Raw genomic sequence first — 23,183 nt, forward strand, 5'->3', positions numbered from 1 at the left:
GTTTCATGAGCGAGACGGAGGAGAGATGAACGAGCGCGAGCTGAGGGAAAAGGGCAAGGTCCCCGGTCCGGAGACGGGCATCGAAATCAAGAAGTCCATCTGCACGATTTGCGACCCGACCACGCAATGCGGGCTTGACCTGTTCGTGAAGGATGGCAAGATCATTCGAGTCGAGGGTTCGAAGGAGGCCCCGCATTCTCACGGCAGCCTGTGCTCGAAGGGTGCGGCCACGCGGCAATATGTCTATAGTCCCGACCGGCTGAAGACCCCGCTGCGGCGTGTGGGCGAGCGTGGCGAGGGCAAGTTCGAGCCAATCAGCTGGGATGAGGCCCTGGACGAAATCGCCAAAAACCTCAATGCCGCAAAGGCGGAGTATGGCCCGGAATCGGTCATCTTCTTCGCGGGCTACCCCAAGCACCACAGGCCGTTCTTGCAGCGTCTTGCCATGAGCTTTGGTTCGCCGAATTACTGCACCGAATCGAGCACGTGCTCGACGGCAACCATCATGGCCCAGCAGCTCACCTATGGTGCGCCTGCAGCCCCGGACAACGGTGAGTCGGCTTGCATAATGATGTGGTCCAACAACCCGGCAGCGTCAAGGACGCTCATATGTGAAGGATTGTTCAATCGTTTGGACAAGGGGACGAAGCTGATAGTGGTCGACCCTCGCGTCACCCCTTTCGCGGCTCGTGCAGACATTCACTTGCAGCTGCGCCCCGGCACCGACGGCGCGCTGGCGCTTGCGATGGCCAATGTCATCATCGAAGAGAACCTCTACGATGCCAACTTCGTCGCCAATTGGACGGTCGGTTTCGAGGAATACGCCAAGCTTGCCGCCGAGATGACTCCGGAAAGGGCGCAGGACATCACGGGCGTTGACGCGAGCTTGATTCGCGAGGCGGCCCGGATGTACGCGACCACGAAGCCCGCGAGTATCATGACCAGCGCGGCACCTGTGGTCCATCACACGAATGGCGTGCAGAACTACCGTGCGGTGTTCTGCCTCATCGGATTGACCGGCAACTTCGACATCCATGGTGGGAACCTCATGAACAGGCCCTCGCTGGTGCACATACCGGGAGGTTTCCCCACGCGCGAGGGCGAGTTCACCTTGGCGTCCCGTCTGAAGGATTTGCCGGAAAGGATTGGCTCCCGCCGTTTCCCGGTATGGGATCGGTTGACTACGCAAGCGCAGGCGTGCGATATCCCAAGGCAGATTCTGACCGAGGATCCCTACCCGCTCAAGGCCGCGTTTTGCATGGGCTTCAACCATAGGATGTTCCCCGATTCGCAAGGCTTCATCGACGCCTTCAGCAAACTCGACTTCATAGCGGTGGCAGATCCCTTCCTGACCGACAGCGCCAAGTATGCCGACATCGTCTTGCCGGTATGCACCTCGGTGGAGCGCAGCGAAGCGCGGTGCTGGCCCATGGGCTACGTGATGCTCTCGCAGCCCGCGATAGATCCGGTGGGGCAGTCCCGCTCCGATGTCGATATCATCGCGCAGCTGAGCCGTGAGCTGGGTCTGGGCGATGACCTGCTCGAGTCGGGATTCGATGCGTGCCTGGATTGGATGCTCGAGCCCAGCGCCCTGTCCGTTGCAGAGCTCAAGAAGCATCCGGCCGGGATGTTCGTCCCCGATTTCAAGAAGCCCGCCGAGAGGAAGTACGTCGATCAGGGATTCAAGACCCCGTCGGGCAAGTTCGAATTTGCCTCCAGCGTGCTCTCCGAAATGGACGGCGAGGGATTCGAGGCGCTTCCCTCTTTCCGGGAGCCGGCTATAAGCCCCGTCTCGCAGCCGGAGATTGCCAAGGAGTACCCGTTCGTCCTGTCCGTCGGTGCTCGCAAGCCCATGTTCCAGCACAGTCGCACCTTCCGCATTCCCTGGATTCGCCAGTTCGCGCCAGATCCTGTCTGCGACATGAATCCGGCCGACGCCAAGCGTGTCGGCATCGCCGAGGGCGAGGAAGTCGAGCTCATGACGCCGGAGGGAAGCGTTTTTGTGAAGGCGCATCTGGACGAGATGATTCGCGAAGGTGACGTGCACCTCTATCATGACTGGCCCGAGGCCAATGGAAACGACCTCATGTCGGGCGATTACCTCGATCCCATTTCGGGCTTCCCGGGATACAGGTCCCTGCTCTGCAAGGTGGTCCCCGCCCGCACGAGCGTCAATGCGAAGGAGGCTTAGGCATGACTTCCAAAGATACCAAGAGCATCGTCTTCAAGTCCGACCGCTGCATAGGATGCTATTCGTGCGTCGTGTCATGCATGGATCAGAACGACCTCGATGTCGCGAAGGATGGCTTGTCTTGGCGAATCGTCGAACACGTTCCCGGGAAGCTGGCGGGCAGGCAGCGTGGCAACGCCAGCGTCTCGATCGCCTGCATGCATTGCGAAGATGCGGTGTGCATAGCCGCGTGCCCTGCAGGGGCGATAACGCGAGATGCCGCAACGGGATCCGTGCTGGTGGACGATGGCCTGTGCATCGGCTGTCATGCCTGCGCGATGGCCTGCCCGTTTGGGGCCCCTCGTTTTGGGAGTAGCGGGAAGATGCAGAAATGCGACGGGTGCTATGCCAGAACGCAGTTCGGGCTGGAACCAGCGTGCGTCAGGAACTGCCCGACCCACGCGCTCGTCTACGAACCGGTTAATGCCTCGATGGACGAGAAGGCGGCCAGCGCAGCCCGAAAGCTCGTGTAGTTGCGGACGCCGGAACGCCGCGTCATGTTAGGTGGAGTGAGCGACGGGGCTTTTCCGATGCAATGGAAAATGACGGGGCAAATCCTGCGGGATTTCTGCTCAGATGGAAACCTCATTCATTGGCGATGCCGTATTTCTCCACGGTCCGCGCGAGCTTCTTCTCGTAGCAGGAGTGTGCCGTGTACAGCACCGCGCACGGGTTGTTACCGGCGAGGAAGTCCTTCGTGGCAAAGGTCGTGACGGGTGCATCGGAGTACTTGCAGAAGAGGGCGTCGTGTCCCACGCATATGCCCATGAGGATGTTCAGGTCCGTCTTCGCTTCGTTGAGGAGAAGCGCCTGCATGATGGGATTGCAGACGACGCCTCCTTCGCCGCCCCTTGTCGGGGGCTCGAGGTCGAGGTCGGCCCTCCGGTTGCTCTCGAGCTTGCAGCCAACCGTCTCGACACAAAAGCCCGCTTGTTCAAGCAGCTTGGCCAGAATGCGCGTCTCGCGTAGCATGATGGTGCACGACGCGATGCCGATGTGGATGGCGCCGATGAGGTTCGCAAACTTGATGGTGTCCTGCACGCGTGTGGAATTCACCGTCTCCTCGCTGACCATCGCGGCGGCTTGCATGATGACGTGGTTTTCGGGAAGCGCGTATAGACGTTGCGCCTCGTCATGTAGCGCAGACGAGACCGCGCCCTGCGCGCAAAACCCCGGTCCTTCGCGATCGGTGTATTCGCATGCGGTGGTTCCGCAGCTCATGCAATTGAGCTTTGATTCCATGGTCCCTCCCGATTGGATCTCGCGGGTCGCAGATATGACGACCAATATCATACGACCCCGCTCGAAGGAACGGGGCCGTGGGGTCATGATGGAGCGGGCGACGGGACTCGAACCCGCGGATACCAGCTTGGGAAGCTGGGGCCTTACCACTTGGCGACGCCCGCATTGAGTGAGCATTATACCGCTACCTCATCCTTTACTCTGGTCATTTTGGCTACTCCTCAATAATGACACCAAGGCGCCGGGCCAGCGCAGCGGCCTGATAGAGCCCGAGCTTCGCGCCGTACACCTCGTCCATGGCGTCCGATATGGCAATGCCCTCGAGCTGACATGACGTGAAATCGAGGCCGACGAGCTTCGTGCGAAAGAAACTCGTTCCAACGAAGCGGTCGTCATCGAGCGAGATGCCGCGCAGTTCCATTTCAGACATGTCCGCTGACAAGAAATCGCAGGTGCGAATATGGACAGTCTTCCAGAGGCATCGGTTGAATGCGCCGTAGGCAAATGTGCACCCGTCTGCGGCGACATGCTTCCAGAGTGCCTCGGCAAAGGACGCGCCGGCGAACTTGCTGTCGCTGAACGTGCAGCGCGTGAACGCGGCGTTGTCGAATACGCTGTTGGAGAAGTCACAACCATCGAAGGCGATATCGGTGAAAAGCGCACCGGTGAAGTCGCAATCAAGGAACTGGCAGTTGGAGATGCGGCCACCGGAAACCTCAAGTTCGACGAATTCCGCTTCCGCAGCATGGAGCCCACGCAATTCAACGGCTTCGAGCGTTCCACGGTCGGGATCGCAAAGAACGTTCAAAGGCAGTTCGTCGAGGGAAGTGACTATGCGAGGCGCAGCCAGCTTGTAAGACGATGACGCCTTGTCGTAGGCAGCTTGTGCTGAACTAGGAAAAACGTGCATGCCCCTCCTTCTCTTCAGCGCCAATGCAATGTAGAGGGCGTCTTATATGTTTGCTACTATCTAGCTATGATATCGCACGCAACCTCTGCTTTCCCTTTAGCGTTCCATAGCCACGAGTTGGACGGTCAGGAAGTCATGCAACGACTCTCGTAGGACGGGATCAGATAGCCCGCCTCCTCACAGGCAGCGCTTTGGAAAGCGACGCCTCCAGGTTCCCGGCCTTCCGGCTCTGGTCAAGTTCGGAGCAAGAATAATGAGTCGTTAACGCGGCGATTCAAGCGCGGCATACTTATGCAGCGCACCCGAGCTCGCTGAGCGCCGTGAGAGTCGCATCCACGTTCTCGGCGTGCCAGTTCTTGTATCCACCGGTGTATTGCGAGGCGTATATGCCCGAGAGTCGGACGTCGCTCAGCTCCTTCTGCTGAGTGGTGAGACGTACGCCGCCACTGTTCGTCTCAATATCGATGATCACGTTGAGCAAGTCATCGACGAGCTTCACCGATTCGATCTCCGAATAGGGGACGACGAGGGAGACGTCCCGTTCGAGAGTCGACCAACAAGGGTCGAAGGGAAGCAGGATCATCTCGTTTTCGCACATCTGGAGGACAGCGACATCGCACGCACTGAAGAATCGGACGATCTTCTCGCTCAGATCTCCCGCCGCGCCTTTGACGATGATGCATCTACCTTCCAGAGGCGTATATCCTGCCTCGATTGCGTATTCCCATACCTTTTCCTCGCGAGCCATGGTTATTCTGCCCCTTTCGCTATCGATGATTTACCTGTTCTATTCTTCGATGGGAGTGACGATGGGCTTGCCGTCTGCACCAACAAGCGCGGTCATGCCGGTGCAGCTGACACCAGAAGATGCTAGAAAGCCTGCCAGGAGATAATTCACTCCAGTCTGGCGGTCGACGAGAACGTATGTGCGATTCGCCAGGCCATGTCGTTGCATGTATGCCTGGACGAAACGATCGCCATTTTCTTTCATCGGGGAATTCCTTTCGTGTGAACCCGCAGGGTGTATGTGCCGCTTGGAGTTGATGAAAAGCGGCCTTTGCAAACATCATTCTTCTCATTCGTCCCTATGCCTGCAAGCGAATAATTACCGCAAAATGCCTGTTCAGATGAGTTGTCAAAGGATTTTGACAAGAGCATTCGTGGCATCCGCATCCCTTTGTCAGGCGCGTGACCTATCATTTCGGTCTACATGGCATCGGGATACGCCGATGGGCAAGCGGAAGGAAGAGGGCAATGGAACTTGCTCGGCAACTGAAAGCAAAGCGGGAGGAGCATGGCCTTTCCCAAGATGAGGTCGCGAAGGCGATATTCGTGTCGCGTCAGACCGTCTCGAACTGGGAGACCGACAAGACCTATCCGGATGTGCAGAGCCTGCTCTTGCTGAGCCAGCTGTTCGGCGTTTCCATAGACGAGCTCATCAAAGGGGATGCTGCTGCAATGCAGCAGGCCATCGAGGAGGACTCGCGCAAGATGAGGCTGCTGTCGATTGGCATGCTCGCCTTTTCGGGACTGGCCTTCCTCTTCCTCCTCGTGTTCTCGCTAGTCTGGCAAGAACCGTCGGGCTTTGCCCGCATGAGCAAGGGCAACATCGCGGGAGCGGCCACGTTCGTCGTGCTCTATGCCATCGGATTCGGGATGGCCATCGCCATCGATCGCTTGAAGAAGAAGCACGACATCGTTACCTACCGCGAAATTGACCGGTTCCTCAAGGGGGAGTTTGACGGCGAGCCCGACTCGCAGGGCTTCGCGCGCAGGCACCCGGCCCTCGGCGTGATGGTGAAGCTCCTCGGCGGCGCCGTTATTGGATTGATGCTAGCGGGGTTGCTCCTCGTGCTTGAGGGGTGCTAATCCCGCTGTCGATTTACTCCCTATGCCAGTTGCTCGCCGGCCGTGGGACCCGCAGCCATCTGGTACACCGCGTCCACATGGATGAAGCAGCCGCCCTTCGCCTTGATGGGAAGCCCCATGGAGGCGAACTTGGCGTCCACCATCTCCTTCTGGACGGCGAACTCGTCACCTTCGTTGACGTAGCGTGCCGTGCCATGAATCTGATAGGCGTCGTGTCCCGTCCAGAACGCGACGGCGACCTTCTGGTTCTCCTTCAGGTTGGCCAACGTCTTCTTGAAGAACTGGTCGGAGATGTAGACCGTTTCCTCGTCGATGACGGTCTTCATGCCGATGGCGGCTCCGTTGGGCGTCCCGTCGGCAGATGCCGTGCACAGGACCATGTTCTCGGCCGTTTCGAATAGTTCCCTCACGTCTTGGGCCATGGCTGCCATGGTGGCTTCCTTTCTCGCAAGCTTTCGTTGCGAATAGTATACGCCCTCGGCTATCATGTCCCTCCTTGTTTCGTAGCGCGGCAGAGGGGATTCCCATGAACGAGGAAATCGATATCGAAAGCTGGACTGATAGCCTCGTCGGCAAGGTGCTCGGCACCTTTGGTCCTCGTCTGAAGCTCGTCGGTATCCAGGGCAGCCGTGCCCGAGGCGAGGCCCGGCCTGACAGCGACATCGACGTCGTGCTGATCGTGGAGGGGTTGGATGACGATGACCTCGCGGCCTATCGCGCCTTGCTGGCTACCATGCCCCACGGCGATCTTGCCTGCGGGTTCACGGGGTCGCCGGAGCTGCTCGCCGCATGGCCGCGCCACGACGTATTCAACTTGATCCAGGATACGCGCGTCGCGTTCGGCTCCTTCGACTTCATGGATACGGAATTCACCGCCGATGATGCGATGCTATCTGCCAAGGTAGGGGCTTCGGAAATCTACCATGCGATGAGCCATGAGCTCGTCTTCGCCGAAGGCTCGCTCGACGCCATCGTTGCCGTCTGCGTAAAATCGGCCTTCTTCGTCATGCGTGCATTGCACTATGCCAAGACCGGCGAGTATCCGCCGAGCCGCACTGCCATGAGAGAGCTCGCAACGGAGCAAGAGGCGATGTTCCTTGATGCCTACGACAACCCCGATGCCTTCGGAACCGAGGAACTTGCCCACGCGCTTCTCGCCTGGTCGAGCTCTATCGTAAGCCTATAGCGACTCTTTCCCCTCACGAGAGGGGGATCATGTCGAGGCGCAGGGTCTGCTCGACGACCTTCATCAGGTCATCGTCGCTGATGTCGGGCTTGACCTTCACGAGTCCCACCAGGCCAAAGATTGCGACGCAGAACATTTCGTAGACGAGCTCGATCTCTATCTGATGGTATGCGGCGTATTCGGTGGCGATGTGATCGTAGAGAAGTTCCGCCGTTTCCCGAGTTGCCCTTACGTCAAACGCGTCACGCACGCCGAGTTCCTCGAGCACGCGAATCATCGGACGCGGGGTGCCCTCGGCATCGTAGAGCGCGTAGCGGAAGATGCGCACGCACTTCCTGAGCGAGCCCCGGGTGTCTCCGAAGACTCGCTCTTCGTTCCATGCGATGACGCTTTCCACCAGGTCCTCGACATAATCGTCGATGACCGCCTCGATGATGCCGTTCTTGTTTCCAAAATGATAGTAGACGAGCTCGCGGGTCACGTTGGCCTCCTGCGCGATGGCCCTGACCGTGGTAGCTCGTACTCCGTCACGCTCGAAGAGCTTGCGGGCGGCCGTGGCGATGTTGCCGCGCGTTCCCGTGAGCCGGCGTGTCTCATTCAGGTCCTGTCTATGGGGGCGAACATGCGAGGCAGCTTCGCGCGGTGAGCGCTCCCCATATTCGAGGATTGTCGTCATGTTCTCACCTGACCTAAGTTGGCAGACTTCGTCATGTCTTTCACATATTAGGCAAATATGTGAAATCTTATTATACTCCGAGATGATACACTGCGGCTGGTTTCCCACATCTAGCTGGGAAAACACCGAGGTGAGGAGACACGCCATGACGGTTCCTGTTTGGGTCACTCCGATTTCGATGGTGATATACACCATACTCCTGATGTTGTTCACGGAGTTCATGCGTCGTCACTACCGCACCTCCATGTGGTTCTGGGTGGTCTCTCTTGCCACTATCCCGTTCTGGATCATGAACATACCGGCCGATGACTGGTTCCGCTGGGCCAAGAACCTGTCGGTCATACTGCCGCTCATCTATGCCGGAATCGGGCGCATCGCCGCCGTGCAGCAAAAGGACACCCCGTTTTGGCGTCTCATGCGCCAGCGCTGGGTGCGCTGGGTGCTCTACGGCATCGTGTTCTGCAACATCGCCGAGGCGACCTTGCGCGACGTCGAGATGGGTAACTACATGAACGCCCTGGCCGGATTCATCCTGTGTGTCACGATGCCCTTCGGCGACAAGTACTGGAAGTACGACACCGCGCATTACGGCGAGATCATCGCCTACACGGTGCCCATGTGGAACTTCCTCTACACCACGTGGAACGCGTGCTTCGTCTATGCCGAGGGCCACGCGTTCTTTGCCAGCACGTGCTGCATCCTGGCGGCGGCCGAGCTCTATCCCATCATCAAGCGGCAGCCGGAGCTCTATATCACCGGCCGAATCTACACCCTGGGCATACACCTGCTGTTGCGCAGCTGTTTCCCGTTGCTGTTCCCCACCATCATGAACAGCGCGGCCTGGTTCAATCCCGACGTGATGTACTGGTGGGGCATGATCAACGGCATCATCGGCATCCCGTTCGTCTTCTGGTACTGCTACCAGCTGAGCAGCGGAAAGGCCGATGTCACCTTCCGCCGGCGCAAGGCCCGGGAGGAATACCTCATTGGCCGAGAAGAAGGCCTGATAGATGAGTACGGAGACCCGGTGAGCACCGAGGCTGCCATCGTCGTCGACGAGCAGGTGGGCGACAAGCCCGAAGTCTCCAAGTAGGCATCGAGGGAAGGGGAACCACCATGGGGATTCTGTATCAAGCCGCCGATCCCATCTACTGGGCCATCTGGCTGTTCGTCCTGTTCGCGCTCATGGCTTTCAACGAACTGGGACGCGTGAAGCTGTGGGCCGGCCTGGCGCTTTTCGCCATCGTTCCCATCGCGCTGACCATCTTCGTCTGGCCCGAGACCGCAGCGCCCGGTAACGAGTACGGAACCGGCACCTGGTTCAATTGGGTGAAGACCTATTCGGCACTTGCGGGCTGCCTTGGCTTCATCGCCTTGCGCTTCGTCAAGTGGAACGGCAAGGACGGCAAGGTCCACTATCTCTACGAGAAGAAGTGGGCGCTGTGCTTCCCGCCGCTCATCCTCGCCATCAACATCGCCGAGGCCGTCATTCGCGACTTCCAGGTGTTTGGCTTTGCCCTGTGGAGCGGCGGCGTCGTGGAGAACCTCTGGACCATATCCGGCCCGTGGAACATCATGAACGGCATTGCGGGCATCTTGAACATCGTCACGATTTGCGGCTGGTTCGGAATCTTCATCTCGAAGGATTCCTCCAAGGACATGATCTGGCCCGATATGATCTGGCCCTGGATCATCGCGTATGACCTGTGGAACTTCGCCTACACCTACAACTGCATCTCGGATCACTCGGCTTACTGCGGCCTGGCCCTCCTGCTCGCATGCACCATTCCCACCTTCTTCATCAAGCGGGGCGCGTGGTTGCAGCACCGGGCCCAGACGCTTGCGCTGTGGATCATGTTCGTCATGACGGTCCCGCAGTTTGCCGATGTGCTGGCACCCATTCCCACCACGCACAATCCCACCGCGTTCTTCGTGGTGAGCCTCATCGCGCTGGCGGCAAACGTCGCCGTGGCCGTCTACCAGCTCTATCGCATCCGCAAGTTCAAGCTCAATCCGCTCAAGGACGAGATCTACAAGGGCACCAAGCCCTACGAGCGCGTGGTCGAGGAGAATCGCTAATGATCTAGCCCGTGGCGGGGTTGTCGATGCGCCACTCCTCCACGGTCTTCTGCAGCTTCTTGCGATAGCAGGACTGCGCCGTGTACAGCACCGCGCACGGGTTGTTGCCGGCGAGGAAGTCCTTTGTCGCGAAGGTGGTGACGGGCGCGTCGGAGTACTTGCAGAAGAGGGCGTCGTGACCCACGCATATGCCCATGAGGATGTTCAGATCCGTCTTGGCTTCGTTGAGCAGGAGCGCCTGCATGATGGGATTGCAAACGACGCCACCTTCGCCGCCCTTGGCAGGCGGCTCGAGATCCAGGTCCGCGCGCCGATTGCTCTCGAGCTTGCAGCCGACCGTCTCGACACGGAACCCCGCCTGCTCAAGCAGCTTGGCCAGCGTGCGCGTCTCGCGCAGCATGATGGTGCATGAGGCTATGCCGATGTGCCGTGCTCCGATGAGGTTCGCGAACTTGATGGTGTCTTGCACGCGTGTCGAGTTCGCGGTGTCCTCGCTGACCTTTGCGGCAGCTTCCATGATCGCATGGTTCTCGGGCAGGGCATACAGGCGGTGCGCTTCGTCATGCAACTCGGGCGAGACCGCGGCCTGCGCGCAAAAGCTCGGCTCCTCGCGCTCGGTATATTCGCATGCGGTGGTTCCGCAGCTCATGCATGTGAGCTTCGATTCCATGGTGTCTCCTATGTGGTTTGACAGGCGCTTATGAACGCATATGCATATGTTGCGAGGCTCTATGCGAGCTGGCTTCCCGCCTCGGGGCCAGCTGCCATCTGGTACACCGCGTCCACGTGGATGAAACAGCCGCCCTTGGCCTTGATGGGCAGGCCCATGGACGCGAACTTCGCGTCCACCATCTCCTTTTGCACGGCAAAATCATCGCCGTCGTTGACGTAGCGCGCCGTGCCGTGAATCTGGAAGGCGTCGTGGCCGGTCCAGAACGCGACGGCGACCTTCTGGTTTTCCTGCAGGTTGGCGAGCGTCTTCTTGAAGAACTGGTCCGAGATGTACACGGTCTCGTCGTCGATGACGGTCTTCATGCCGATGGCGGCGCCGTTAGGTGCTCCGTCGGCGGATGCGGTGCACAGCACCATGTTCTCGGCGGTCTCGAACAGCTCGCGTGCGTTTTGGGGAAGCTTTGCCATGGTCGGTCCCTTCTCGCGATGTGCGTTGTGGATAGTATACGCCTCGGGAAGAAGGGGCCTTACCACTTGTTATTTCATTATTTTCATGTACATGCTGTACACGAAATTATAAATTTTCATGTACAATATGTACACGAAATTGAGAATTGGAGCAAACTCGAGCAGACGTGATTCAGGGGCTGATTTTATGGAATATATGCGTCGCAAGCTTGAAACGGACATAGCGAGCTGGGCCTCTTCTGCCCGTATGCAGCCCCTTCTTATCCAGGGCGCGCGCCGCGTAGGAAAGACGGTGCTCGCAGAGCGCATGGGCGAGGAGTGCTTCGCCGACGGTTTCGTGAAGCTTGATTTCCAAACGGACCTCTCGAGGGCTCAGGCGATTTTTGATTGGCCAACTGATGACGTGGACGGAATAGTCAGGCGCGTTTCCGAGTACAAGGGCATGCCCATTCTTCCGGAAAAGACGCTTATCATTCTTGACGAGGTCCAGCTGTGCGAGCAGGCGCTCAATGCCCTCAGGTTTTTCGAGGGAACACGTTGGCGCATCCTTGCTACAGGGAGCCTGCTCGGAGTAACCACCAAGCGGAGGAGCCTGCCTTTTCCTTCTGGAGTGCGTCAACTCGAGCTTCATCCACTCGACTTCGAGGAATACCTTTGGGCCTTGGACGAAGGCACCATGGCTTGCGACATACGCGCGCATGCTGAAACGGGCGAACCATACGTTCGACATGACCAAGCCCTTGACCTGTATCATAAATACCTGGTGCTCGGAGGAATGCCCCGAGTGCTTGATGCCTATCGCCATGAAGGTGGGTTTTCGGCGGCCGGTGAGGTGCAAGCTGAAATAGATGCCACCTACACGGCGGATATGACTGATCCCGAAAACGGCATAAGCGGCATTTCGGCAAAGCGGATTTGGGACAGTCTTCCCAAGCAGCTCCTTCGTGCGTCGACGAAAAAGTTCAAGTATTCCGAGGTGATACGCGGAGGGCGCCGAGAGCGCCTCCTAGAGCCCCTTGAATGGCTTGCTGCAGCTGGCGTGATTTCGATAAATGACTTGACGTGCGACGATCGTGCTCCGCTGGCTCCATACAATGACGAGGACGGGAGCTACTTCAAGGTGTATGTGGCCGATACAGGCATCATGTTCCATAAGTTCGGAATCGATCCGGTGGTGTTTCTTGACGACGGGAGGAGGGCGATCCTCGCTTCCGACTTCCGCGGAGCGCTTGCCGAGAACTACGTCATGCAGGCGTTGCAGGCAAACGGGCTGAAGACGTTTTATTGGATGCCAAACGATAAGGTGGGAAACGGAGAGGTAGACTTCGTCTTTCAGAACCGCATGGCGCAGGTCATTCCCGTCGAGGTTAAGTCGTCGCGAAATGTCAAGGCAAAGAGCTTGATGAAGCTTATGAGAGAGGGCAACGCGCCCTATGCAGTCAGGCTTTCGGAGGCAAATTTCGGGACAAGCTCTATTGAAGGGGCCGATGGCGAGGTGCTATTGCGCGATCTCCCGTTGTATGCAGCGTTTTGCGTTGGCTCAGAAGCGGCGGAGGAAACTCGTACGGGATGAGGACTGGAAATTTCCGGGTGCCATCGGATGGATGTGGGGGATGAAACGCGGACGCCGTCTTCCTGACGGCGTCCGACCTTGTCCTTTGGAGCAGGCGACGGGGTTCGAACCCGCGAATACTGGCTTGGGAAGCTCCTGTTCTACCATTGAACTACGCCCGCAGTGCCGGCCTATTATACTCTTCCCTATCCGCATCGCCACGGGCATTTCAGCAAATCCCCATGGGTCGCACCCTAAGCGGCCTCCCTCAGGAAGTTCATGTAGCGCGCGCCGATGCCTATTCCGGTATTCGGCACGTACCCGGCGTAGAGGTCAAGCGTGTAGGCGGAGCTGGCGTGCCCCATGAACACCGACACCGTCTTGATGTTCTCGCCGTTGGCGAGGTTCAACGTCGCGAAGGTGTGTCGGAGGGCGTAGGGGCGTACTCCCTCGAACCCGGCGTCGGCCGCGAACCTCAGCCAGTCGCGGTGTCACGATTGGTAGGTTTGGGGGATCATCTCGGGGCCACATACCAGCATGCTCATGGACGGCTTGAAACCGAGTTCCTTCATCAGGTTCGACTTGAGCTCTATCCATTGCCTCAGAACCTCTGCCGTGTACTCATCGACGGGAACGCTGCGCTTCGACGCGTCGGATTTGGGGTACTCCCTTATCTCCTTGCCGTCGCAGTCTCGCGCCTGGCGCCCCGAGACGCCCCTATCCAAGGAAGTCTGCATCGTGGTGACCTAACAACTCCGACATGGTGCTCAGCTGCCGTTTGAAGCGCGGGGATCGCCTCCACTTCTCAGTCCAGATGAGAATGGAATTGGGTCGTAGTGTTACCATCCCGTCGGCCTCCATCTTCTTGAGCGCTCGCGACACGTTGGCACGCTCCGCGTGAATGATGGTGCCTACTGTCTCATGGGTCATGGCAAGCTCCAGCGCGCCTTCCTGGTCTCCGTGCATGCGCCAAAGGCACATGGCGAACAGTCGCTCGATGCGATTGGCGATGCGCGTTCCCTGCAAGATCCACGATTGGCGCACGTAATTGGTGGTGTTGTTGGAAGTTCCCGCCAACACATCGACAAGCAGCCTTGCATCATGTCTGATGACATCCATATAGGCACGCTCGGGAATGACGCAGACCTCCAGGTCCGTAGCCGCAAAGATGTAGTCGCCAGCATCGGCGCCAAGGTAGGCCCCGGTTTCACCAATGGTGTCTCCAACCCCCAGCACGCAGCTCACAAGCTTGTCGCCATTTTCCTGGAGAAGATACGAAATCGCCAGCCCTCGCATGATGACCATCACGTAATTCGTTACCCCACGCTCGATGATCTGCCCTCGCAAATAGTTCTTTGTGAGCACACCCGTAATTACGGGGCCCTCATGCAGTCTGCTGCATATATGCCGGAAATGGCACTTTCTCTGGAGCTTGCAATACGCTGGCTTGCCGCCTGCAGCGCCGTTGTCCCCCGAATCGCCCTTCGTACCCATAGCCCCTCCATCTATTTATGAGCTGCGAAACATTATAATCTCCTGCACTTACTCCAACGCCTGCCAGCCAGCTCAAGCGAGTGTGTTAGGTAACACATTCACGTGTCTTTTACCATGTGAACGTGTCTCTAATCACTGAAAAAGTCCCCCGAACCCACTAATCTGGCAGCCATGATCGATCATGAAGGTACCACTATCGTGGCTTAGGTTCGCGCGCTTCCTCATGGGTTTCCAGACACCCCATGTCCCTTGCGCGTGTGCAACCCCAAGCCACTTCTCCAAAGAAGATAGGGGGATTCTAAATGACTGATCAATATGCACCGCTCGAAGGGCAGCTCGAAGAAGTCAAGTGCAAACTCCTTGCCCGCCACGAAGGTGAGACCATCGAGTTTTCCACCTGCCCCAACAACGGATGCTTTGACATGTGCGTGCTCAAGCAGCATGTCAAGAACGGCAAGGTCGTTTCCATCGAGACCGACGATAGCATTCACAAGGGCATGGGACGCGAGGATAAGTACTGTCCTTGGGAGGACATACAGCTGGGCATGTATCAAAAGCGTGCCTGCGTACGCGGCCGCGGCCAGCGTTCCGACGCCTATTCGCCGACGCGCCTGCTCTATCCCATGAAGCGCAAGGGCCCCAAGCCATCCTGGGACTTCGAGCGCATCAGCTGGGACGAGGCACTAGACGAAATCGCCAACAAATACATGGAGACCCGCGAGAAGTATGGCCCCTTGAGCGTCTATTCCGATGGCATGCAGGGCCAAACCTGGGATCCGTTTGGCGAGTACATGGGCGGCGCCATCGCCCTGTGGGGCGAGGACTCCTTCGAGCCCACCAACACCGCCGACATGCTCACCTACAACATCCAGAACACCCTTTGCTTCGGCATTGACGGCCTGTCCGAAAACCAGACCTTCTTCGACGCCAAGGCAATCATTCTCATCGGCTTCGATGCGGCAATCAACTATCCCGAGACGGTCTACTACCTGCTGCTGGCCAAGGAAAAGGGCGTGCCCATCATCACCATCGACCCACGCTACACCTGGACTGCCGAGGCCATCGGCACCCAGCACATCTTCATCCGCCCGGGCACCGACCTTGCCCTGCTCGAGGCCATGGCCTATGTGCTCTTCAGCGAGGAGCTCTACGACAAGGAATTCTGCGATCAGTGGGTCGAGCCTGAGGGCTTCGAGCTCTATCGCGCCTACATCACCGGCATCGCCGATGGCGAGATTCCCAAGACGCCCGAATGGGCCGAGGGCATCACCGGCATTCCCGCCGAGACTATCTACGATCTCGCCCGCTTCTATGGAGAAGCCAAACCCTGCTACATCCGCATGGTTTGGGCAGCAGCTCGGCAGGTCTACGGCAAACAGGCGGCTCGTGGCCTCAACTATCTGCAGGCCCTTGGCGGCAACATCGGCCACAACGGCTGCGCAGGCTCCGGTGTCGGCTTCTCCGGCGCCGAGCACATCATGACACCCTTTGCCTTCATGCCGCAGTTCATGGGCGAGACCGGGCCCACCACCCCGGCTACCGTCTGTATGGAGGCCGAAATGTGGCATCGCGCCATACTCCTTCGCCAGAAGGTCGACGCTGGTGAGATGGACCTCGAGGATTACAAAGCCGAGATCGGCTGCCCCAAGAACACTGAGGCGCCGAACATCCACATGATGCTTTGCATCAACTCCAACCGCAATCACCTCTCGGGCTGGTACGGCTGCAACGAACGTCGCGAGGCCATGCTCGCCGTGGATTACATCGCCTTTGCCCACTACAATCTCAGGCACCCGAGCATTCCCTATGCCGACATCGTCCTTCCCATTTCGAGTCCGTTCATCGAGGGCGTGAACCAAATCCCCTCCTCGCCTCATATGGGAAGCTACACCATCGGCATTAACACGGGCACCCAAAACGCCATGATGTATGGCCGTGGTGGCGGCGACCTTCCTGGCGAGACGCGCCCCATGGGTTGGATCATCAAGCAGATTGCCGATCGCATGGGTATTGGCGACAAGATCATGCCCGTCATGGAAAGCGTCGGCTGGGAACAATGGGCCGACAAGACCGAAGAAGTCGCCCATGACGTGTACGACTTCTGGAAGAACATACCCGCGCCCGACGGCCAGATGATGCCCGACGTTCCCGAATGGGAGGAGTTCAGGAAGTATCCCATCTACCGCCGCCCTATGGATAGCGGCTATCATGTCTTTGCCCGCGCCCAGATAGAAGGCGGTGCGCCCTTCCCGACCCAGTCCGGCAAGATCGAGTTCTATAGCAAGTGGGTTGCGGAAAACGACCTTACTGTCGCACCCTATCCCGATGCGGGCCAGAAGTGCTTTGGCAAGGGCAATCTGCCGCCCATGGCCAAGTACAAGCACACCCCTGAGGGCATGATGTCGCCAAAGACCTTGGACTATCCGCTCTACATGGTCACGCCGCATTCCTTCTATCGCCACCACTGCGCCTACGACCACAGCCTCTGGTACCGCGACGAATTCCGCAACTCCGTGTGGATGAGCGTCTCGGACGCCAAGGCCCGTGGCATTAAGGATGGCGATAAGGTGCATGTGCACTCCACCGTGGGCGAATGTCTTCTCACTGCCTATGTCACGAGCCGCATGACCCCCGGCGTCTGCTGCATCATCTTTGGCCGCTGGTACGAGCCGAGCGGCATCAAGACCGAGCTCATGCCCGGCGGCATCGATACGCGCGGCGACTGTAACTTCCTCATCCCGTCAGACTTCTACGATGACGTGCTCGGCGCTGACCTCAATAACGCGCTCGTTCAAATCGAGCTGGCAGAAGACTACCTCAAGCTCGACAAGCTCATGGAGGTGAAGTAACCATGACCCAGTACGCATTCTTCTTTGACCAGAGCCGTTGCACAAATTGCCATGCCTGCGCCGTGGCCTGCAAGGACTGGAACTATGGAGAGGAAATCGAGTCCACCAACGTTAAATGGCTGCGCATGATGCAGTGGGAAAAGGGCGTCTATCCGGAAGTCGAGATGCACACGCTCATGGCCACCTGCTACCACTGTGAAAAGCCCATTTGCGTGGATTCCTGTCCCAACCATGCGCTCTTCAAGGAAGACGAGTTCGGCGCCGTCCTGCTCGATTCCGACAAGTGCAAGGGCACCCGTCAATGCTGGGTTGCCTGCCCTTATGGCGCTCCCCAATACGAGGATAACGCCCCTGGCACGCCCATGAGCAAGTGCACGATGTGTTATGACAGGCTCGTGGAGGGCGAACTGCCCATCTGCGTGGCCGCATGCCCCCAGCGCGCGCTCGACTTTGGCCCCATCGAGGAGATGCGGGAGCGCTATGGCGATCTCGCGGCCCTCGAGGACATGCCCTCACCCGACACAGTGCAGCCCGCCGTCGTTTTCAAGCCGAGGACGACCAAGCAAAAGCACGTGAAGTATGACCCGTCCAAAGTTCTTGACATCATGGGGATCCGCGCCGACACGGGCTTCCCTGACATCTACGAAAAGCACGAGGATGTCACGCAGGTTTGGGATGGCCTCGTTGGCTATGACAAGCTCGTCATGAAAGCGGCAAGTGTGGAGGAGACGCTTGCCCGCTCAAAGAACGAAGACGGCTGATACCCCTTTTCCGTGGATGGGCCGGCCTCTAGCAGCCCCCGCTGTCGGCCCATTCGCTTCTCTCATGCTACCAAGGGCGTGGCGTGCATCACGCGAAGCGTGACACCAAGATGCGTCCTTGACCCCCAACTCCAAGGAGGGAATCATTATGGCTATTCACTCTGGGCATACGTCCATTTGCGTATCCGACATGGGCCGCGCGCTCGATTTCTACTGCGGCGTCTTGGGCCTGAAGATGTCAAAGGATTACGGAACCACGCCTGCCGATGGCCTAACGCGCGTTTCGGGTTCCACCATGACTTTCAACTTGCTTGAAGACTCCGAGGGAAACCAATGCGTCGAGCTCTTCCAGTTCGAAAACATCCGCCAGCGCAAGTTCGATGGCACCTCGCGTCATGAGGACTTCTGGTCGAGCCATGTCTGCTTCCTCTTCGATCCGGAAAGCATCGATGAGGTCTACCAGCGCATCGTGGATTCGGGGGCGGGTATCGACATACCCCTTTCCGACATGGACGGCGGCAAGTTCGCCTATGTCTATGACCCTGACGGTTACATGGTTGAGCTCGTCACCTGGTATAACGGCCGCGCGGAATAGGCCCGCTTCGGGCGAACATCGTCTCCTGACATCGCTCGTGTTTGTACAGGCCGAGCTTTGCTCGGCTCGCCTTCAGAAAGGATACAGCAATGTCTTATGCAATCGTTACCGGCGCAAGCCGTGGCCTTGGCGCCGGAATGGCAAAGAAACTGGCCCAAATGGGCTACGATGTCGTCGTTAACTACACCTCCGAGTCAAGCGCCGAGAAGGCCCAAACCGTCGCAGATGATATTATCGGCGTCTACAATAAGAAGGCTCTTGTGGTCAAGGCCGACATGTCTACCCTCGAAGGCTGCGAGCAGTTGGTTTATGAGTCGCGCGAGCATTTCGGCGACGACATTGCAGTGCTTATCAACAATGCCGGCATCTCCCAGACTCAGGATTTCCTTGACACCTCGCTCGAGCGCATTAAGTTCATTGTCGACACCAACCTCATGAGCGTGCTCTACATGAGCCGCCTAGTCTATCCCCTCATGGTGGATAAGGGCAAAGGTTGCGTCATCGACATCGCCTCCACCGGCGGCATCAACGGCTGCCAGGGACAAATCGTTTACACGGCCACCAAGGCGGGCATCATCGGCCTGGTCAAGGGCTTCACGGCCGAGTTCGCGCATTTGGGCATACGCACTAACGCCATCGCCCCCGGCCTCACCGAAACCGACATTATCCGTGGCCTGGGCGAAGAGGCCATCGAGTACTGCAAGAACACCAACCCCATGCGCGACAACGGCACCGTTGATGATATCGTCGATGCCATGGAATACCTGGTGAAGACGCGCTTCGTGTGCGGTCAGACCATCGTTGTCGATGGCGGCGGATCGGTGGTTGCCTGATGGATACGACCGTCGATGCAAAGGCGAGGCAGTCAAAGTCACGCGCCAACAAGGTTCTCATTGGCTGCATACTGCTCATTGCCGTCGAATATGGCACGCTCAACATACTGTCGCTCTACATTGAGCCCATCTGCACGACACTGGGGGTGGACGCGACGGCCGTCTCGTTCATGTTCACAATCACGAACATCGTGAGCGTTGCTTCGGGTTTCCTCGTCGCCCTGCTCATCGAGAAGGTGAACCCGCGCCTCATCATGTTTACGGGCGTCATCTGCTTCATGCTCTTCTTCGGCATCCTCTACGTGGCCACGAGCATCGTCATGATCTACGTGGGCGCCGTATTCTATGGCGTGAGCCAGGTGTTCGTTGGTTTTGCCGTGACCCAGCCGCTCATTAGCTGGTGGCATGCCAAAAACGTCGGCATGAAGATGAGCTCCCTCTCTCTTGCCATGTCCGTGGGCGCGCTCATCATGGCGCCTACCATCGGTAGCGCGCTTCCCGCCTTGGGCATGCCGGGAACGGTGCTTGTCAACGGCGGCGTCCTGGGCGTGCTCATGCTCATCGCCGTAGCCTTTCTCATCTCGGGCAAACCCGAGACCTATGGCCTCAAGCCATACGGCTACGAGGAGGCCCAAGAAGAGGTCGCCCAAGAGGAGCTCGCCGGGGAAGCATCGGTTGCAAGCGGCCTCACCTTCAAGCAGTGCCTCAAGACCTATCCCTTCTGGGCCATACTCTTTGTGCCCTTCCTGCTCTACATCCCGGGCAATGGCTTCGTCACTAACGAGGCCGTGATTTTTCAGTCCTGCGGCTTCGATTCTGGCGGAGTGAGCATGCTCATGTCCGTCTATAGCGGGTGCATGATCGTCTGGGTGCTTCTCTACGGATTCTTGAGCGACCATATCGGGCCAGCCAAGGCAAGCATCATCTATGCCATCGGCGGTATCGTATGCCTGCTGGGATTCGTCATCCTCGGCGGTCAGGCTGGAGCCATCTTCCTAGCCGTCACTATCGGCATCATCAACTCCTTCAGCGGCATGATTGCGGCCATCATGTTCGGCAAGCTCTTTGGTACCCGCGCTGTTGGAACGCTCATAGCTGTCGGCAATATCGTGGGTGGCGTGGCTGCGGCAGTCGCCCCTCCCATTGCGAGCTTCATCAACGCGGCGACGGGCAGCTTTACGGCATTTATGGTGCTTTCTGCCGTTATAGTTGTCGTGGTGCTTTTCTTGCTCGTTACGGCGACGTCCAAGAGGCAAGTAGCCAGGATTCAGGCGCTTGAGGCCTCAGGGGAGTAAGGGCAGGGGTTCCGGGCAACGGATGTCTGCGGCATTGCTCGTCTCGTGCTGGAGCCGAGCATTGCTCGGCCCGCCGCAACCAAGTTACGAAAGGCCATGGTCATGACCATTGATGAAACGGACAAGGAGGCATCCGCCTACGCCCTCGAGTTGTTCGCCCAGCACCCCGAGCCCACAGGTCGGCTGCTATTCGTCTTGAACGGGCTTCAGGAGCGCTTTCGCTACCTTCCCGCCAGCGCCTGCGAGGTTATTGCCAGCGAGCTCGGGCTCGAAGACTCCGACGTTCGCGCCTTCGCCAGCGCCTTTCGCAACTACTCGCTCGATCCCGTGGGCCGCGTCGTAGTGGAGGTATGCGATGGCGCGGCCTGCCATGCCGCCGGTGCCGAAAAGCTCATCGCCAAATTGGAGGGCCAGCTTGGCATCAAGTGCGGCACCACAAGCGATGATGGCCTCTTCACACTGCGCACGGTGCGCTGTGTGGGATCATGCTCGGCGGCTCCCATCACAGTCATAGAAGGCGACGTCCGCGGTCACATGCGCATCTCCCAGATGGGCGACCTAATCTCGCAGATTAAGGGGCTTGCCAATGAATAGTGAAGCACTCGAGAGCTTGCGTCGGTGCGGTAAGGCCCAGCTGGGCACGTACCCCCGCATAACGGTGGGCCTCGGCACCTGCGGTAACGCTGCCGGAGCCCAGAAGGTCTACGACGCTTTCCAGGAGACCCTTGCCGGCGCTATAGCCGAAGGCCGCGTGCGCTTGGACGGCGTCGGCTGCCGAGGCGCCTGCTGGGCCGAGCCTCTCGTTGAGGTGCAGATGGGAGACGGGCGCAGCTATGTCTTTGCCAACGTGACCGAGGGCCGCGCCCCCATCATCGCCAAGCAGGTTCTGGCAGGCAAGCTCAACGCCCGCCGCTGCATCGGTTACTACCAGTGCGGCGCAGATTCCGAAGATGTTTCCTCTCCCTTGCTTGCACAGGTTGAGGACCTCGCATCGGGCCAGAGTCGTTACTTGATGGGCCCTTGCGGCTACCTTGACCCGCTCTCCTTGGAGCAATATGCCGCGATCGGAGGATTGCGCGCCCTTCAGGCGACGCTATCTAAAGGCGGTGCCGAAGAGGTTCTTCTCAAGCTGGGAGAGGCGGGCCTGCGTGGGCGCGGAGGCGCAGGCTTTCCCACGGCTCAGAAGTGGCGTGCCGCGGCAGACTCCGACGACCCCGTGCGCTATGTCATCGTCAACGGCGACGAAGGCGATCCTGGAGCCTATATGGACCGCACACTCATGGAATCGGCCCCTTACCAGGTGCTTGAGGGTGCGCTTCTCGCTGCCGTAGGCATTGGCGCCCACGAGGTCATCGTTTTCGTGCGAAGCGAGTACAAGCAGGCCTGCACGACCCTCGAGCGCGCCGTCCAGGTGCTGCGCGAGAACGGGGTCATCGGGCCAAACGCTCTTGGCAGCGGCTACGGGCTCGACGTCTTTGTCGAGAAAAGCGCCGGATCTTTTGTGTGCGGGGAGGAGACGGCGCTCATCGCTGCGTTTGAAGGTCGCATACCTCGACCCTCGAAAAAGCCGCCCTATCCCGCGGAGCGTGGCCTGTTCGGGCATCCCACAGTCATCGACAACGTCGAGACTCTCGCCAACGCACCCCTCATCGTTGCCGGCGGCGTTGGGTCCTTTCGCAGCCATGGCACGGTCCTGTGCCCGGGTACCAAGACCATCTGCCTCACCGGTGCCGTCAATCGAACGGGCGTGGTCGAAGTTGACATGGGCACGCCGCTGTCCCACGTGGTCTGCGAGCTTGGTGGTGTCGACGAGGCCAGCGTCAAGGCGGTGCAGCTCGGAGGTCCTTCCGGGGCTTTCATCGCCCAAGGCGAACTCGGCATGCCCCTCGACTTCGAGAGCATCGCCCAGGAGGGTACCATCATGGGCTCTGGAGGCGCGCTTGTCATCGGGCAGGGCGATTGCGTCGTTGACCTCACCCGCTACCTCATGGAGTTTTGCGCCGAGGAGTCCTGCGGACGTTGCAAGCCTTGCGCCGGTGGGACAAGGGAGTGCGCTCGCATTTTGGAGCGCCTGTGTGACGGCCAGGGGCATCCGGAGGATCTGGATGGGCTTGAGGATTTGGGGAACGCAATGATGCGCGGCTCTCTTTGCGGTTTGGGCAAGTCCGCCTCAGGACCGTTGCTCAGCGCGATCGCGCAATTTCGCCCTGAGTTCGAGGCCCATATTGAGGGTACGTGCCCCAGCGCCGTATGCCGCAGCCTGGTGCAGCTCGTCATCGTGCCCGAAAAGTGCCAAGGCGAGCGCTGCTGCCTGGGGACCTGCCCCGGAAACGCCGTCAAAGGCAAGTTCGGCAAGCCTGGCACCATCGACCCGCGCCTGTGCGAGAAGTGCTTCACTTGCATCGACGCCTGCCCCTACGACGCCATAAAGGTGCTTCCCAGCTGAATGTGTCAAGTTGTGTCAAGTCACCG

Annotated in this window: 25 protein-coding genes and 2 tRNA genes; 14 read left to right on the top strand and 13 right to left on the bottom strand. The window is 58.9% G+C overall.

What is annotated here, in order from left to right; genetic code table 11:
- The first annotated feature begins 25 nt into the window (after positions 1–25).
- Entirely contained in the window at positions 26–2,191 is a 2,166-nt protein-coding gene (locus DBY20_06385; protein ID PWL78485.1) for a hypothetical protein, read from the top strand.
- Positions 2,192–2,193: 2 nt separating this feature from the next.
- Positions 2,194–2,703 carry a dimethylsulfoxide reductase gene (locus DBY20_06390; protein PWL78593.1) on the top strand — a complete coding sequence of 170 codons (510 nt, stop codon included), beginning with the start codon at positions 2,194–2,196 and terminating at the stop codon, positions 2,701–2,703.
- Positions 2,704–2,815: 112 nt separating this feature from the next.
- Here the strand turns inward: DBY20_06390 and DBY20_06395 are convergent, their stop codons facing one another.
- From DBY20_06395 to DBY20_06415, 5 genes are all read right to left on the bottom strand, one after another.
- Positions 2,816–3,559: a hypothetical protein gene (locus DBY20_06395; GenBank protein PWL78486.1), complete on the bottom strand. Its 744-nt coding sequence runs from the start codon at positions 3,557–3,559 to the stop codon at positions 2,816–2,818.
- Between the two features lie 2 nt (positions 3,560–3,561).
- Positions 3,562–3,636 (bottom strand) — tRNA-Gly (locus DBY20_06400).
- Positions 3,637–3,686: 50 nt separating this feature from the next.
- Entirely contained in the window at positions 3,687–4,382 is a 696-nt protein-coding gene (locus tag DBY20_06405; protein ID PWL78487.1) for a pentapeptide repeat-containing protein, read from the bottom strand.
- A gap of 289 nt (positions 4,383–4,671) precedes the next feature.
- Positions 4,672–5,130 (bottom strand): hypothetical protein, encoded by a 459-nt coding sequence (locus tag DBY20_06410; GenBank protein ID PWL78488.1) that lies wholly within the window; start codon positions 5,128–5,130, stop codon positions 4,672–4,674.
- Between the two features lie 39 nt (positions 5,131–5,169).
- A complete protein-coding gene (locus DBY20_06415) occupies positions 5,170–5,373 on the bottom strand; it encodes a xylan 1,4-beta-xylosidase (protein ID PWL78489.1) in 204 nt (67 codons plus the stop codon).
- 263 nt (positions 5,374–5,636) lie between these two features.
- Between DBY20_06415 and DBY20_06420 the strand changes: the two genes are divergently transcribed.
- Positions 5,637–6,251 (top strand): transcriptional regulator, encoded by a 615-nt coding sequence (locus DBY20_06420; protein PWL78490.1) that lies wholly within the window; start codon positions 5,637–5,639, stop codon positions 6,249–6,251.
- A 20-nt stretch (positions 6,252–6,271) separates the two neighbouring features.
- On the opposite strand, the gene DBY20_06425 is transcribed toward DBY20_06420, so the two are convergent.
- Positions 6,272–6,739 (bottom strand): flavin-nucleotide-binding protein, encoded by a 468-nt coding sequence (locus DBY20_06425; protein ID PWL78491.1) that lies wholly within the window; start codon positions 6,737–6,739, stop codon positions 6,272–6,274.
- Between DBY20_06425 and DBY20_06430 the strand changes: the two genes are divergently transcribed.
- Entirely contained in the window at positions 6,613–7,437 is an 825-nt protein-coding gene (locus DBY20_06430) for a hypothetical protein (protein PWL78594.1), read from the top strand. The two genes, DBY20_06425 and DBY20_06430, sit on opposite strands and share 127 nt — an antisense overlap.
- A gap of 13 nt (positions 7,438–7,450) precedes the next feature.
- Here the strand turns inward: DBY20_06430 and DBY20_06435 are convergent, their stop codons facing one another.
- The gene (locus DBY20_06435; protein ID PWL78492.1) at positions 7,451–8,113 is read right to left on the bottom strand and encodes a TetR/AcrR family transcriptional regulator; all 663 of its coding nucleotides are present in this window, start codon (positions 8,111–8,113) and stop codon (positions 7,451–7,453) included.
- Between the two features lie 145 nt (positions 8,114–8,258).
- Between DBY20_06435 and DBY20_06440 the strand changes: the two genes are divergently transcribed.
- Positions 8,259–9,206, top strand: a complete 948-nt coding sequence (locus tag DBY20_06440) for a hypothetical protein (GenBank protein PWL78493.1) — start codon at positions 8,259–8,261, stop codon at positions 9,204–9,206.
- Positions 9,207–9,229: 23 nt separating this feature from the next.
- Positions 9,230–10,192 (top strand): hypothetical protein, encoded by a 963-nt coding sequence (locus DBY20_06445; GenBank protein ID PWL78494.1) that lies wholly within the window; start codon positions 9,230–9,232, stop codon positions 10,190–10,192.
- A gap of 4 nt (positions 10,193–10,196) precedes the next feature.
- Here DBY20_06445 and DBY20_06450 read toward each other — a convergent pair whose 3' ends face one another.
- Together DBY20_06450 and DBY20_06455 are read right to left on the bottom strand one after the other, a co-directional pair.
- Complete coding sequence (locus DBY20_06450) at positions 10,197–10,862, bottom strand: hypothetical protein (GenBank protein PWL78495.1); 666 nt, start codon at positions 10,860–10,862, stop codon at positions 10,197–10,199.
- Between the two features lie 59 nt (positions 10,863–10,921).
- On the bottom strand, positions 10,922–11,332 hold the full coding sequence (locus DBY20_06455) for a flavin-nucleotide-binding protein (protein ID PWL78496.1): 411 nt from the start codon (positions 11,330–11,332) through the stop codon (positions 10,922–10,924).
- Between the two features lie 187 nt (positions 11,333–11,519).
- Here DBY20_06455 and DBY20_06460 point away from each other — a divergent pair, with 187 nt between their 5' ends.
- Positions 11,520–12,905: a hypothetical protein gene (locus tag DBY20_06460; protein PWL78497.1), complete on the top strand. Its 1,386-nt coding sequence runs from the start codon at positions 11,520–11,522 to the stop codon at positions 12,903–12,905.
- Positions 12,906–12,991: 86 nt separating this feature from the next.
- On the opposite strand, the gene DBY20_06465 is transcribed toward DBY20_06460, so the two are convergent.
- From DBY20_06465 to DBY20_06480, 4 genes are all read right to left on the bottom strand, one after another.
- Positions 12,992–13,066 (bottom strand) — tRNA-Gly (locus DBY20_06465).
- A gap of 72 nt (positions 13,067–13,138) precedes the next feature.
- A complete protein-coding gene (locus DBY20_06470; protein PWL78498.1) occupies positions 13,139–13,363 on the bottom strand; it encodes a hypothetical protein in 225 nt (74 codons plus the stop codon).
- Positions 13,364–13,375: 12 nt separating this feature from the next.
- Positions 13,376–13,609 carry a hypothetical protein gene (locus tag DBY20_06475; GenBank protein PWL78499.1) on the bottom strand — a complete coding sequence of 78 codons (234 nt, stop codon included), beginning with the start codon at positions 13,607–13,609 and terminating at the stop codon, positions 13,376–13,378.
- Positions 13,602–14,378 (bottom strand): hypothetical protein, encoded by a 777-nt coding sequence (locus DBY20_06480; GenBank protein PWL78500.1) that lies wholly within the window; start codon positions 14,376–14,378, stop codon positions 13,602–13,604. The genes DBY20_06475 and DBY20_06480 overlap by 8 nt, the downstream gene beginning before the upstream one ends.
- 302 nt (positions 14,379–14,680) lie before the next feature.
- Between DBY20_06480 and DBY20_06485 the strand changes: the two genes are divergently transcribed.
- From DBY20_06485 to DBY20_06515, 7 genes are all read left to right on the top strand, one after another.
- Positions 14,681–17,227: a hypothetical protein gene (locus tag DBY20_06485; GenBank protein ID PWL78501.1), complete on the top strand. Its 2,547-nt coding sequence runs from the start codon at positions 14,681–14,683 to the stop codon at positions 17,225–17,227.
- A gap of 2 nt (positions 17,228–17,229) precedes the next feature.
- Positions 17,230–17,988 (top strand): oxidoreductase, encoded by a 759-nt coding sequence (locus tag DBY20_06490; protein PWL78502.1) that lies wholly within the window; start codon positions 17,230–17,232, stop codon positions 17,986–17,988.
- 148 nt (positions 17,989–18,136) lie between these two features.
- A complete protein-coding gene (locus tag DBY20_06495) occupies positions 18,137–18,583 on the top strand; it encodes a hypothetical protein (protein PWL78503.1) in 447 nt (148 codons plus the stop codon).
- Between the two features lie 89 nt (positions 18,584–18,672).
- A complete protein-coding gene (locus tag DBY20_06500; GenBank protein ID PWL78504.1) occupies positions 18,673–19,416 on the top strand; it encodes a short-chain dehydrogenase in 744 nt (247 codons plus the stop codon).
- Positions 19,416–20,711 (top strand): hypothetical protein, encoded by a 1,296-nt coding sequence (locus DBY20_06505; GenBank protein PWL78505.1) that lies wholly within the window; start codon positions 19,416–19,418, stop codon positions 20,709–20,711. The genes DBY20_06500 and DBY20_06505 overlap by 1 nt, the downstream gene beginning before the upstream one ends.
- Positions 20,712–20,807: 96 nt before the next feature.
- Positions 20,808–21,305 (top strand): NAD(P)H-dependent oxidoreductase subunit E, encoded by a 498-nt coding sequence (locus DBY20_06510; protein ID PWL78506.1) that lies wholly within the window; start codon positions 20,808–20,810, stop codon positions 21,303–21,305.
- Complete coding sequence (locus tag DBY20_06515; GenBank protein ID PWL78507.1) at positions 21,298–23,157, top strand: NADH-quinone oxidoreductase subunit F; 1,860 nt, start codon at positions 21,298–21,300, stop codon at positions 23,155–23,157. Before DBY20_06510 ends, DBY20_06515 begins: the two co-directional genes overlap by 8 nt.
- Positions 23,158–23,183: the final 26 nt, after the last annotated feature.

The organism is Coriobacteriia bacterium (genome assembly GCA_003149935.1).
GTDB lineage: Bacteria > Actinomycetota > Coriobacteriia > Coriobacteriales > QAMH01 > QAMH01.